Below are 13,620 nucleotides of genomic sequence, written 5' to 3'. Positions count from 1 at the left end.
GTCAGGCGTTGCCGGTCAGATACTCCATCGCTGCCTGGGCGCCGCCCTTCTTGTGCGGCACACCGGCAACGGCAAAGCCCATCTCGACACCGGAGAGGGTGCCCATCAGCATCAGGTCGTTGAAGTAACCGAGATGACCGATGCGGAAGACTTTTCCCGCCACCTTGCCCAGACCTGAGCCGAGAGACATGTCGAACTTGTCAAGCACGGTTGCCCGGTAGGTATCCGCATTGTGGCCGTCAGGCATGACGACGGCGGTCAGGACGGGGCTGTATTCGTCGGCCGACTGACAGAGCACTTCAAGGCCCCAGGCCCGGACAGCGCGGCGGGTCGCCTCGGCGAAGCGCTCGTGCCGGGAGAAGACATTCTCCAGCCCCTCTTCCATCATCATGTCGCAAGCCTCGTTCAGGCCGTAGAGCAGATTGGTTGCCGGAGTATAGGGAAACCAGCCGTCCTTGTTCATGCCGATCTGGCTTTTCCAGTCCCAGTAGGACCGGTTGATGCGGGCATTCTCGCTCGCCTTCACCGCCTTCGGGCCGACCGCGTTGAAGCCGAGGCCCGGCGGCAGCATCAGGCCCTTCTGGGAGCCGCTGACGGTGACATCCACGCCCCATTCGTCATGCTTGTATTCGGCGGAGCCGAGACCGGAAATGCTGTCCACCATGAACAGTGCCGGATGGTTCGCCGCATCGATGGCCTTGCGCACCTTCTGGATCTGCGACGTCACACCTGTCGAGGTTTCGTTATGGACGACGCAGACCGCCTTGATCTCATGCCCCTTGTCTTCCAGCAGCCGCGCCTCGATGGCCGCCGCGTCGACACCATGGCGCCAGTCGCCCGAGATCACTTCCGGCTTCAGGCCAAGACGCGTGGCGAGTTCTGCCCAGAGCGAGGAGAACTGACCGGTCTCGAACATCAGCACCTTGTCGCCGACATTCATGGTGTTGACCAGTGCGGCTTCCCAGGCACCGGTGCCGGAGGACGGCAGGATCACGACCGGGCATTCCGTCTGGAAGATCGGCTTCACCTTCGCCAGCACCTCGTTTGCGAGGACCTGGAATTCCGGGCCGCGATGGTCGATCGTCGGCTGACCGATGGCGCGCAAGATCCGGCCAGGGACGTGGCTTGGCCCGGGAATTTGCAGAAAATGGGGTCCGGACTTGTAAGTCATTGGTCTTCTCCTAAGTGCAGGATCACGCCAGCGCGCGGTCCAGAATGGTTGCGACATGCACCGCCTCGCGGGCGGCGCCGTCCTTGATCTGATGGCGGCAGGAGGTGCCGTCGGCGACGAGCACTGTGTCCCCGTCAGCGGCGCGCACGGCGGGCAGCAGATCGCGCTCCGCCATGGCCATGGACACCTCAAGATTCTTTGCTTCGTAGCCGAACGCGCCGGCCATGCCACAGCAGCTCGACTGGATGACTTCGACGTCCATGTCCGGCACGAGCCGCAACGCGGTCTCAATCGCGCCCATGGCGTCAAAGGCCTTCTGGTGGCAATGGCCATGTACCAATGCCTTGGTCGCGACAGGCTTGAAAGCAGCGGTAATTTTGCCGGCATTCTGCTCCCGGGCGATGAACTCCTCGAACAGCAGGGCATGCTCGGCGATCAGGTCCGTGTCCGCCCCCGGCAGCATCGCCTTGAATTCATCCCGCAATGTAAAGAGACAGGACGGCTCCAGTCCGACAACGGGAATCCCGCGCCGGGCATAGGGCAGATAGGCCGCGATCATGCGCCGCGCCTCTTCCTTCGCCTTGTCGACAAGGCCGGAGGCCAGGAAGGTTCGCCCGCAGCAAAGGTGGCGCCCACCCGAACCACGCGGATCGACGACATGGACACGGTAGCCGAGTGCCTTCAGGACCCGCAGCGCGGCCCGCAGGTTTTCCGGCTCAAAATAGGTACTGAAGGTGTCGTTCAACAGCACCACGTCCCGTCCGTCATTCTCGTCCGGGTCGACATCGTCGGCCTCGCTGCCGGAGAACGGCACGTCGCTCCAGACCGGCAGGCTGCGCTTGGCGCTGAAACCAAGCAGTGCTTCGGAAAGGCCCTTAAGCCCCGGCACCACATCCCGCGCATTCGCCAGATACCCGAAGCGGGACGCCGCCTCGGCATAGCGCGGCAGGTAGGAAACGAGACGGTCCTTTAACTTTAAACCATGTTTCTTTGTATAGTGATGCAGGAACTCGACCTTCATTCGCGCCATGTCGACGCCGGTCGGACATTCCCGCTTGCAGCCCTTGCAGGAAACGCAGAGATCCATGGTCTCTTTCATCTCCGGCGCAACCAGCGCCTCGGGGCCGAGTTGACCGGACAGAGCGAGCCGCAGCGTGTTTGCCCGGCCGCGGGTCAGGTCTTTTTCATTCTGCGTCGCCCGGAAGCTCGGGCACATCACACCGGCGTCGCGTTTCCGGCAGGCGCCATTGTTGTTGCACATCTCCACCGCACCGGAGAGGCCGCCCCACTCGGACCAGTCCAGCGCCGTGTCGATCGGAGTTGGCGCATAACCCGGCTTGAAACGGAACAGCGAACGGTCGTCCATCTTCGGCGGGTCGACAATGCGGCCCGGATTCATCATCCGCTCCGGATCGAACGCGCGCTTCACCTCGCCGAAGGCATCGACCAGCCGCTTGCCGAACATCTTCTCGTGGAACTCGGAGCGGACAATACCGTCGCCATGCTCGCCGGAATGGGAGCCTTTGTATTCCCGCACCATGTCGAAGGCGGCTTCAGCGATGGCGCGCATGCGCTTCACATCGCCCTCTTCCCGCATGTTCAGTACCGGGCGGACATGCAGGCAGCCGACGGAGGCATGAGCGTACCAGGTGCCGTGTGTGCCGTGTTTTTCAAACACTTGGGTCAGCCGGTCTGTAAACTCGGCCAGATCTTCCAGCGGCACCGCGCAATCCTCGATGAAGGAGACCGGCTTTCCCGCCTGCTTCATGGACATCATGATGTTCAGGCCTTGGCGCCGAACCTCCCCGATGGTTGCCTGCAGGGCCGGCGCGGTCGCATCCACCACCGCATCCGGATAGCCAAGGTCCGCCATCAGCACTTCAAGCTGACGCAACTGCGCGACACAGGCCGCATGGTCTTCGCCCGCGAATTCGACGACCAGAACAGAGTCCGGCTCACCCTTCACGAATTCGGCGATCATCGGTTTGAAGATCGGGATCTCGCGGGCCAGCTCGATCATGTTCCGGTCGATCAGCTCCACCGCATGCGGCTTCAGCGTCACGATATGCTGGGTCGCATCCATCGCCTTGTAGAAGGTCGGGAAATGGCAGACCCCCATGACCTTGTGCGTCGGAATCCTGTGCAGCTTCAGCTCGACCTGACGGAAGGCCGCGAGCGTGCCTTCGGAGCCGACCAGCAGGCTCGCCATATTGTGCCCGGCGGGATTGATGGTGTTGATATTGTAGCCACCGACCCGGCGCATGAGCTTCGGGAACCTCGCGGCAATCTCACCGCCTTCCCGGTCGGCGATAGCGCGCATTTCCTGCACCAGATCGCGATAGCGCGGCTCTGTTTCGATGGCGCCGAGATTGCCCGGCACCGGTCCGAAATGAAGCTGCTCACCGGTCGGCAGAACCGCATCGATGGAGAGCACATTGTCCACCATGATGCCGTAATGGATGGACCGGCCGCCGCAGGAATTATTCGCCGTCATGCCCCCTATGGTCGCCCGGCTGGCGGTCGAAACATCGACGGGGAAGAACAGACCGTAAGGCTTGAGGGCCGCGTTCAGATGATCGAGCGCGATGCCCGGCTCGACCACCGCCCGCATGTTCTCGGCATCGATCTCGATGATCTTGTTCAGGTGTTTCGAGCAGTCCAGAACGAGAGACTCGTTCACCGTCTGCCCGCACTGGCTGGTGCCGCCGCCGCGCGGCAGCAGGGAGACGCCGTTCTCCCGCGCGATCTCCATGGCCGCAATCAGGTCGGCCTGGTTCTTCGGGATAACGACGCCGACCGGCTCGACCTGATAGATCGAGGCATCGGTCGCATAACGGCCGCGAGAGAAGCGGTCGAAAAGCACCTCCCCCTGCAACGCGCGCTCAAGACGCGCTGCCAGATCCCCATCTCTTGGCGACACGGCGGCCATCACTTACTCCTGACAAAAGCTAAGCGCAAAGTCTGGCGGGTTTTTCCACCATGACAAATCGACTTCCACGATGCGGCAACGAGCCGCCGCATATCAGTCCTGCGCGTGAGCCTTTTCGAAGTCCCAGACATCGCCGAACCCCATGGTCCGGGAGAAGGCTCCGAAATCGTCCAGCTTCTGGGAGGCTCCCTTGCTCGAGCCAGTCTCTTTCAGCCGCCCATAGACGGAGCGCAGCGCGGCGCCCATGGCAAGGAAACCGGTGCCCGGATAGATCGCCATCGAATAACCGAGGTCGGTATATTCTTCCGCGCTCAGGACTGGCGTCTTGCCGCCCTCGACCACGTTGACCAGCAGCGGTTTATCGAAGCTGGCGCAGATTTTCTCCATCTCTTCCACCGTCTCCGGCGCCTCGATAAAGAGGACGTCCGCTCCCGCTTTGGCGAAAGCCTCGCCCCGGCGCAGGGCTTCGTCGAGTCCGTAATTCGTGCGTGCATCGGTTCGGGCGACGATGGCGAAGTCCGGATTGTCCCGGCTTTCCACCGCGACCTTGATCTTCTGCACCATGTCTTCAAGCGGGATCACCTTCCGGTTCGGGGTATGCCCGCACTTCTTCGGAAATTCTTGATCCTCAAGCTGGATACCGGCGGCACCCGCCGCCTCGTAGCCGCGTACCGTGTGCTGGACATTCAGAAGCCCGCCATAACCGGTATCGCCATCCGCGACCAGTGGTGCCGAGACCGTATCGGCCAGCACTTTCACCCGGCCGACCATGTCGGAGTAACTGGCAAGACCCGCATCGGGCAGTCCCAGATGGGAGCCCACCGCGCCATATCCGGTCATGTAAAGCGCTTCAAAACCGAACTCGTCGGCGATGCGCGCGGAAATACCGTCGAAAATACCGGGAGCAATCAGCAGTTTGCCCGGCTTGATCAGGTCCAATAGCCGCGTCACGGCACTTCCTCCAGATGTCTAGGGCTCAAGCCCTTGTTCCGGGGACGATACCCAGCCAGACTAGAGACAATCAATCCTCGCGCTTTCCACTCTCGGAAAAACAGCCTGCGCGGTTTGCCCCTAATTCGAACATGGTGACCCATGACACAGGATCTTCTCGCCCCCGTGCTCGCCCGCATTGATGCCGGTCTGGACCAGTCAGTTGAACGGCTTGTCGACGTGCTGCGCATCCCCAGCATCAGCACCGACCCGAAATTCGATCCCGATGTGCATCGGGCCGCCGAATGGATGGCCGACCAGCTGACAGAGATCGGCTTCGATGCCGCCGTCCGCCCGGCATTGAAACACCCGATGGTGGTCGGCCACATGAAGGGCCCTGAAGGCGCGCCGCATATCCTTTATTACGGTCATTACGATGTGCAGCCGGCCGATCCATACGAGCTCTGGGATTCCGACCCGTTCGATCCGGTGATCGTCGAGGCCGAGCGCGGCAAGCGCATCGTCGCCCGGGGCGCGGTAGACGACAAAGGCCAGGTGATGACTTTCATCGAGGCCTTCCGCGCCTGGATGGAGGTGCACGGCTCCCTGCCGATCAGCGTGACCGTGCTGCTGGAGGGCGAGGAGGAAAGCGGCTCCGAAAGCCTCGAGCCTTTCCTTACCGCCAACAGGGACGAGCTCAGCGCCGATGCCTGCGTGGTCTGCGATACCGGCATGTGGTCCGTCGACAAGCCCGCCATCACCTACATGCTGCGCGGTATCGTTTCCGTCGAAGTGAAGATCAAGGGCCCGAGCCGGGACCTGCATTCAGGCATGTATGGCGGCGGCGTCATCAACCCGATCAACCTCCTGTCCAAGATCCTCGGCGACTTTCATGACGAGACCGGCCGGATCAGGATCGAAGGCTTCTATGACGATGTCCTGCCGGTCGGCGACAACGAGCTGAAACAATGGGCCGGGCTCGGTTTCGACGAAGAGGCTTTCCTTAAGGAAGTCGGACTGGAGGTGCCGGGCGGCGAGCAGGGTTTCAGCGCTTTGGAGCGGATCTGGGCCCGGCCGACACTGGACGTCAACGGCATTACTGGTGGCTATCAGGACCCGGGCGGCAAGACCGTGATCGCCTCCGAGGCATCCGCCAAGATCACCTGCCGGCTGGTCCCGGACCAGGACCCGGACAAGATCATCGCCGGGCTGAAAGCCTTCGTCTCCGAACGGCTGCCGAAGGGCTACAGTCTGGATATCGTCCATGAAGGCGGCTTCCCTGCCCTGCGGGTGCCGACAGAATCCGACTATCTGAAAGCGGCCGTTGACGGGCTTCGGGACGAGTACGAGACGGAGCCGGTGCTGATCGGCTGCGGCGGCTCCATCCCTGCCGCCGGATCGATCCGCAATCTGCTCGGCATGGACAGCCTCTTGGTCGGCTTCGGCCTGGAAGATGACCGGGTGCACAGCCCGAACGAGAAGTTCGAAATGGTCTGCTATCACCGGGGTATCCGCTCCAACGCCGCCATCATGGCGCGCCTTGCGGAACTCGCCGGGTAACCGGCACAGCATCAGTCGAAAAAAGCGCTGCGGAGGAATTCCCGCAGCGCTTTTTTATTGGCACGTCACGGCCTTATGCAGTATTTGGCAATGAGTTTGGGAAATTGGATGCCATGAACATCACGGCCAACACAGAGCGACGAGGCAACCCGCGACGACGACGTATCGCCGCGCGTAGTGCGCTGTCCGTCATCACGCTCTAGGCCGCTTCCCGCTTCGGGACGGCCTCCCCAAGGCCGGAAGTCCCGACAATGATCGTCATCGAAAAAGAAAACGCCGCCGACGCGGCAGCCATTGAGTCCCTGCTGAATATCGGTTTCGGCGAGGATCGCCTTTCCAAGACCGTCTACAAACTGCGGCAGGGTCCGTCCGTGCCGTCCCTCAGCCTCGTTGCCCGCACCGGGTTCGATGCCAAGCTCGGAGCCTCCATCCGGTTCTGGCGCTGCGACGTGGAAAACGGCGATGAAATTCTCCCGGCACTGGTGCTTGGCCCGCTGGTGGTCGATCCGGCATTACAGGGCAAAGGCCTCGGCCGGACGCTGGTGGCACGGGCGCTGGAAGAAGCGGATCAGGAAGGCTGGGAGCTTTGCCTCGTGGTCGGCGAAGCCTCCTATTACAGCCCCTACGGCTTTGTGCTGGCAGAGCCCTATGGATTCGAGCTGCCGGGACCGGTCGATCAGCCGCGCTTCCAGGTGCGCGCAGCGCCGGACCTGTTGCGATCCCTCACGGAGGAACCGATGGCCCGCAAAGTGCTGCCTTGGAGCGGCACGGCAAGTGGCGTAGAAGAGTCCGGGGACGCATCCTGCGCCGCCTGAGGTCCTGACACCGGCAAAGGCTCCACCAAGCAATGTTCGAGACGATGCATTTCGGGTGGGTCCTGCATATCTGGACCGTCGCCCTCGTCGCCACGCTGATCGGCGGGATTGTCCGGGGATTTACGGGCTTCGGGTTCGCGCTGATCCTGATCAGTGCATTGCTGCTGGTGGCCGATCCCGTCTCCGTCGTCCCGCTGACGTTGATCCTTGACCTTCTGGCAGGCTTTACCTTGCTGCCACGCACCTACCGGGACGTCCATTGGACGGGTATCCGGCAACTTATGATCGGATCCGTCATCGGCGTGCCCGTCGGGTTCGCCTGCCTGCTGCTGGTCGAGCCAGAGCCGATGAAGATAGCGATCTATGCAGCCATCCTCATATCCGTGATCCTGATCGCCTGCGGCTTCAAGATGGCCACCGTCCCGAACAACAGAATGCTCGCCGGGACCGGAATTGTCTCCGGATTGATGTCCGGCGCCGCCGGTGTGCCCGGCCCACCGATGGTGCTGCTCTATCTTTCCTCGCCGCTGCCGGTCGCGATCACCCGGGCGACGGGGATCGCCTTCTTTATTTTCATCGACATTTTCGCCATCGCACTTGCCGGCTATAAGGGACTGATACACGCGGACATGCTGATCCGCTGCGCCATCCTGGTGCCGGTCATGGCGGTCGGAACCTCCATCGGGCACAAGCTTTTCGCCATCACACGCCCGGAAACAGTCAAACTGGCGGCCATTATCCTGCTTGGCGTGCTGGCGATTGTCGGCATCGGCAAGGTTCTGGTAGTTTAGCGCCGCCAACCGCAAGGCATCCCCCAGACCTAACGGTGAATTGAATGCCGACCCTCTATCACCTTTGGATTTCGCCTTTCTGCCGGAAGATCCGCGTGTCCCTCGGCGAGAAGAAAATCGAGGCCGAAACCAAGGTCGAGCAGATCTGGGACCGGCGCCCGGAATTCCTCGCCAAGAACCCCGACGGCACGGTACCGGTCTTCGTCGACGATGACGGCACCGTGGTCGCCAACTCGGGCGCCATTTCCGAATATCTCGAAGAGACCCGCCCGGATGTCCCGCTGCTGCCGGGAGATGCGGCCGCGCGCGCCGAGATCCGCCGTCTGGTCGCCTGGTTCGACCGCAAGTTCAATGCGGAAGTGACCGAGATGCTGGTCGGCGAGAAGCTGATGAAACGCTTCCTCGGCACCGGCGAGCCTTCCAGCGCGGCGATCCGCGCCGGGCATACCAATATCGCCACCCACCTGGGCTATATCGGCTTTCTGGCGGAGCGCCGGAACTGGCTCGCCGGAGACCATTTCAGCCTCGCCGACATCGCCGCCGCGTCCCACATCTCCACCGTCGACTATATCGGCGACGTGCCGTGGGAGAAGTATCCGGAGGCCAAGGAATGGTACGCCCGGGTCAAGTCCCGCCCGAGCTTCCGCCCGCTGCTGTCAGACCACATCCCCGGCGTCCGCCCACCGGCGCACTACGCCAACCTGGATTTCTGACCAGCTCAGGGCGTCATCCCGCCCCACGAGCCGGGGCCTTTTCGATCGCAGGCTTTGCCCCGCTTCGGAAGATCCCGGGTCAAGCCCGGGATGATAAAATGGAAGGTGGCGAGAAGGTCCGCGGACTACCCGAGCTCCCATCCCGTCGCGGCCGCGAGGTCGGTCTTGGAGACGCCGATCACGGTCACGGTGCCGCCGTCGGAGAGGGTGACGATGGTATTGCCGCCGCTCTCGACACCGCCGCTCGCGCCGAGCCCGACTTCAAGAGCAAGCGTGTCGGTGCCCGCCTGAAAGTCTGCCACCTGATCGTTGCCGCCATCGAAGCTGAAGACGAAGGTGTCCGCTCCCTCGCCGCCGGTGAGGGAATCGGCGCCCCGGTTGCCGGCAAGATGGTCGGCGCCGCTGCCGCCGGCAAGCGCGTCGTTACCCTGGCCACCGCAGAGCGTGTCGTCGCCGGGATCGCCGTACAGCGTGTCGTTCCCGGCATTGCCGTAGACCATGTCGTTGTCCTGCCCGCCATAGAGCAGATCCACCCCCTCGCCGCCAGAGAGGGTATCGGCGCCCTTGTTGCCGTAGAGCACGTCCGCATCGTTGTTGCCGTGGAGGATATCGCCCCCCTGGCCGCCAAAGAGCGTGTCCCTACCGCCGCCGCCAAAGAGAGCGTCCGCACCCTGGTTGCCATAGACCAGATCCTCGCCCCAGCTCGATCTGACCGTGTCCGCGCCGCCGCCGCCGGCGATCGTGTCGTTGCCTTCGCTGAGCGAGATGAGCTGCACGGCATCGTCGCCGACGATGTAGCTGGAACTGCCGCTGCCGCCAGTGACCGTGGCGTTGCCGAGGATCGCGGCGAAGTCGACATGATCGAGATGCAGGGTCGAGCCCGGGGTCAGGCCGGTGGTGTCGATCACCAGGGCCTCGGGGCCGCCGGTTGCTGTTCCGCTGAACTGGGCGGTCTGCTGCGAGCCGTCCGCTCCGGAGAAGGTGACTGTCCGGATGTCGAGCGCGGTGCCGCCGAGGCTGTTCACGAAACTCTGGCCGTGGGTATCGAGGAAGCCCTGGTTCGTGGCCGAGGTGCCGCTTGCCTGAATCTGTCCGGATAAGCTTGTCCCCGCCGCATCTCCACTCACCGCCGTGCCGGTGCCGCTGTTCGTCAGGGAAAGCCCGGCGGGCAGGGTGACGGTGACGGTATTGCCGCTGCCGGTACCGGAGATCAGCGCGCCGGATGCGGTACCGCCGACATTGTTCACCAGCATGTGGTTGGTCTCGGTGCCGGCAATATCCGCTGCTGTCTGGTTCGTCTTCGTCAGACTACCGTTCGAACTGCCGCTCTGTGCGCCTGCCGCGACCGAGACCAAATTACCGGCGCTGTCGAGCTTGAGCAGGAAGGCGTCGAGAGAACCGGCGCTGGTCAGATTTTCCGTTCCCGTGCCGGGATCGAAATCCACCGTTCCCTGGAATACTCCCGTAACGTGGACGTTGCCGCTGCTGTCGACCTGGACAGATCTGCCTTGATCATCACTTGTTCCGCCGAAACTTTTCACCCAGACCAGGGCGCCGCTGCTGTCGTATTGAGCGATGAAGATGTCTCGCGCGCCGGCGCTGGTCAGGTTTGTGGTCCCGGCCCCGGGATCGAAATCCGCCGTACCCTTGAAATCTCCCGTGACGTAACTGTTGCCGCTGCTGTCGACAGCGACCGACAGGCCAATATCATTCTCTGTTCCGCCGATGTTTTTCGCCCAGACCAGACCGCCGCTGCTGTCGTATTTGGCAATGAAGGTGTCGTACAAACCGGCGCTGGTCAGGTTCGTTACCCCAGCATCAGGATCGAAATCCGCCGTTCCCTGGAAAATTCCCGTGACATAACTGTTGCCGCTGCTATCGACCTGGATCGAGTTGACAGCGTCATAGTCTGTTCCGCCGACATTCTTGGCCCAGACCAACGCGCCGCTGCTGTCGTACTTGGCAATGAAGGCGTCGTTACTGCCGGCGCTGGTCAGGTTCTGGGTCACGCCGCTGGGATCGAAATCCGACGTTCCCTGGAAATTTCCCGCGGCATAGCTGTTGCCGCTGCTGTCAACCTGGATCGAATCCCCTTGGTCTCCACCTGTTCCACCGAGATTTTTTGCCCAGACCAGACCGCCGTTGCTGTCATATTTGGCGATGAAGATGTCGTTACCGCCGGTGCTGGTCAGGTTCTGGGTCACGCCGCTGGGATCAAAATCCACCGTTCCATCGAAATATCCCGTGACATAGCTGTTGCCGCTGCTGTCGACCTGGATCGATTTGCTGTCGTCAGCACTGGTTCCGCCGACGCTTTTCGCCCAGACCAGATCGCCGCTGCCGTCATATTTGGCAATGAAGATGTCGCTCGAGCCGGCGCTGGTCAGGTTCTGGGTCACGCCGCTGGGATCGAAATCCGCTGTTCCCTGGAACTGCCCCGTGACATAGCTGTTGCCGCTGCTGTCGATTTCAATCGAACGGCCATAGTCGCTACTTGTTCCGCCGACGCCTTTCGCCCAGACCAGACCGCCGCTGCTGTCATATTTGGCAATGAAGATGTCCTGATTTCCGGCGCTGGTCAGATTAACCGTTCCCGCGCCGGGATCGAAATCAACCGTTCCCCCGAAATATCCCGTGACGTAGCTGTTGCCGCTGCTGTCGACCTGGATAGAATCGCCTTGTTCAGCACTTGTTCCGCCGATCCCTTTCACAAACTGCATGACAGACCCTCACGTCATTTCGGGGACAGCGGATTGACGAAAAGGACGCGCTTTCCGTTTCCATGTGGCGGACAGGCTAAGTTGCAGGCGGGCTAAGTGGCAGACAGGCTGACCGCCCGCGAGGTGAGCTATCTTTGAAGTAACCTGAAGATGCTTGTGGGGATTGATGCAAGCTATTGGAATTTTTGTCTTTTCCAACTTTTCCAAAATTTCCAATTTTTCCAATGCGGCCTGACACCGCTCGAAAACGGCTGTGGAAACGCCTTCACCGGAAAGTTCACTGATCCTTGGTGTCCGTCCGTCGGCGCATTGCGCCACCCCGGATTTCCAATCAGATCAGGACGTCATCCCGGATCGGGTCCGGGATGACTAAAGAGAGGGTCCGAGAGGGTCCGCGGACTACCCGAGTTCCCAGCCCGTCGCAGCCGCGAGGTCGGTCTTGGAGACGCCGATCACGGTCACGGTGCTGCCGTCGGAGAGGGTGACGATGGTATTGCCGCCGCTCTCGACACCGCCGCTCGCGCCGAGCCCGACTTCAAGAGCAAGCGTGTCGGTTCCGGCCTGGAAGTCGGTCACCTGATCGTTCCCACCGTCGAACTCGAAGACAAAGGTGTCTGCCCCGTCGCCGCCAGAGAGCGTGTCGTCGCCCTTGTTGCCGCCCAGGAAATCGTCGCCGCTGCTGCCCGAGAGCAGATCGTTGCCCTGACCGCCATAGAGCGTGTCGTTACCGAGATTCCCGTTCAGGCTGTCATTGCCGGAATTGCCGTAGACGATGTCCTCGCCCTGCCCGCCATAGAGCAGATCCGCATTCTCGCCACCCCAGAGCAAGTCATTGCCCTTGTTGCCGTAAACCACGTCGTTGTCGTTGTCGCCTCTGACCGTGTCGGTGCCCTGGCCTCCATAGAGCGTGTCCATGCCGCCGCCGCCGAAGACGTTGTCCGTGCCCTGGTTGCCGTAAAGGATGTCCTCACCCCAACCGGAGCCGATGGTGTCCGCCCCGCCGCCGCCGGCCAGCGTATCGTCCTCGGCCCCGAGGGAGATGAACTGGTTCGCATCGTCGCCGACGACATAGTTCTGGCCGCCGCCGCCATTGATGGTCGCGCTGCCGACGATGGCCGCGAACTCGATATTGTCGAGTTGCACGGTCGAGCCCGCGGGCAGGCCAGTCGTGTCGACGACGAAGGCTTCACCACCGCTGGAGCCCTGGCCGGTGATCTGGACGGTCTGCGCCGAGCTATCCGTTGAGGAGAAGCCGATGGTGCGAATATCCATCGACATGCCGCCACCGAAGCCATTGACGAAGGCCTGACCATGCCCCTCGAGGAAGCTCTTGCTGGTCGTATCGGCGCCACTGCTCTGGATCTGCCCGGACAGCGTGGAGCTGGCGACAGAGCTGACCTGGGCGGTGGATGTGCCCGAGTTGGTCAACGAGACCCCAGTGGGCAACGTCGCGTTGACGGTGTTCCCGTTGCCAGTGCCGGAGACGAGCGCACCTGTCGCCGTGCTACCGGTATTGTTCACCAGCGTATGACTGGTCGCAGTACCGGCGGAGTCGGTCACTGTCTGATTGGTCTTCGTCAAGCCGCTACCAGACGAGCCGCCACTGCTCGATGACACCGAGACGAAGTTCCCGTCACTGTCGAGCTTCAGCAGGAAGGCGTCTGCCGCACCCACGCTGGTCAGGTTCGTCGTCCCGGTCCCGGGATCGAAATCCACCGTGCTGCTGAAATCTCCCGTAACATAGCTGTTGCCGCTACTGTCGACCTCGATCGAGTTGCCTCCATCACTGCCTGTTCCGCCGACATTTTTCGCCCAGACCAGAGCGCCGCTGCTGTCGTACTTGGCAATGAAGACGTCATTGTTGCCGGCGCTGGTCAGGTTTGCAGTCCCGGAGCCGGGATCGAAATCCGCTGTTCCCTGGAACTGCCCCGTGACATAGCTGTTGCCGCTGCTGTCAACCTGGATCGAATCCCCTTGGTCTCCACCTGTTC

General features: G+C 62.2%; 8 protein-coding genes and 1 pseudogene. 4 read left to right on the top strand and 5 right to left on the bottom strand.

Features of this window, described 5'->3' with window-relative positions:
• Position 1: 1 nt before the first annotated feature.
• The 3 genes from K328_RS0117880 to K328_RS0117870 form a co-directional block, all read right to left on the bottom strand.
• Positions 2–1,171: a pyridoxal-phosphate-dependent aminotransferase family protein gene (locus K328_RS0117880; RefSeq protein ID WP_028467138.1), complete on the bottom strand. Its 1,170-nt coding sequence runs from the start codon at positions 1,169–1,171 to the stop codon at positions 2–4.
• Positions 1,172–1,193: 22 nt separating this feature from the next.
• Complete coding sequence (locus K328_RS0117875) at positions 1,194–4,100, bottom strand: FAD-binding and (Fe-S)-binding domain-containing protein (RefSeq protein ID WP_156901465.1); 2,907 nt, start codon at positions 4,098–4,100, stop codon at positions 1,194–1,196.
• 93 nt (positions 4,101–4,193) lie between these two features.
• On the bottom strand, positions 4,194–5,051 hold the full coding sequence (locus K328_RS0117870) for an isocitrate lyase/PEP mutase family protein (protein WP_028467136.1): 858 nt from the start codon (positions 5,049–5,051) through the stop codon (positions 4,194–4,196).
• Between the two features lie 141 nt (positions 5,052–5,192).
• Here K328_RS0117870 and K328_RS0117865 point away from each other — a divergent pair, with 141 nt between their 5' ends.
• The 4 genes from K328_RS0117865 (at position 5,193) to K328_RS0117850 (ending at position 8,909) form a co-directional block, all read left to right on the top strand.
• Positions 5,193–6,590: a dipeptidase gene (locus K328_RS0117865; protein ID WP_028467135.1), complete on the top strand. Its 1,398-nt coding sequence runs from the start codon at positions 5,193–5,195 to the stop codon at positions 6,588–6,590.
• A gap of 251 nt (positions 6,591–6,841) precedes the next feature.
• Positions 6,842–7,405 carry a GNAT family N-acetyltransferase gene (locus K328_RS24725; protein WP_051285078.1) on the top strand — a complete coding sequence of 188 codons (564 nt, stop codon included), beginning with the start codon at positions 6,842–6,844 and terminating at the stop codon, positions 7,403–7,405.
• A gap of 32 nt (positions 7,406–7,437) precedes the next feature.
• The gene (locus tag K328_RS0117855) at positions 7,438–8,196 is read left to right on the top strand and encodes a sulfite exporter TauE/SafE family protein (protein ID WP_028467134.1); all 759 of its coding nucleotides are present in this window, start codon (positions 7,438–7,440) and stop codon (positions 8,194–8,196) included.
• 44 nt (positions 8,197–8,240) lie between these two features.
• Positions 8,241–8,909, top strand: a complete 669-nt coding sequence (locus tag K328_RS0117850; RefSeq protein WP_028467133.1) for a glutathione S-transferase family protein — start codon at positions 8,241–8,243, stop codon at positions 8,907–8,909.
• Between the two features lie 125 nt (positions 8,910–9,034).
• Here the strand turns inward: K328_RS0117850 and K328_RS26015 are convergent, their stop codons facing one another.
• Together K328_RS26015 and K328_RS26010 are read right to left on the bottom strand one after the other, a co-directional pair.
• A complete protein-coding gene (locus K328_RS26015; protein WP_051285076.1) occupies positions 9,035–11,629 on the bottom strand; it encodes an SBBP repeat-containing protein in 2,595 nt (864 codons plus the stop codon).
• 399 nt (positions 11,630–12,028) lie between these two features.
• Positions 12,029–13,620 (bottom strand): annotated as a pseudogene (locus tag K328_RS26010) (hypothetical protein); the annotation flags it as partial.

The sequence above is a fragment of the Nisaea denitrificans DSM 18348 genome (genome assembly GCF_000426505.1).
Lineage (GTDB): Bacteria > Pseudomonadota > Alphaproteobacteria > Thalassobaculales > Thalassobaculaceae > Nisaea > Nisaea denitrificans.
The sequence above is the reverse complement of the archived record's forward strand: the minus strand, read 5'-3'. Positions and strand labels throughout refer to the sequence as shown.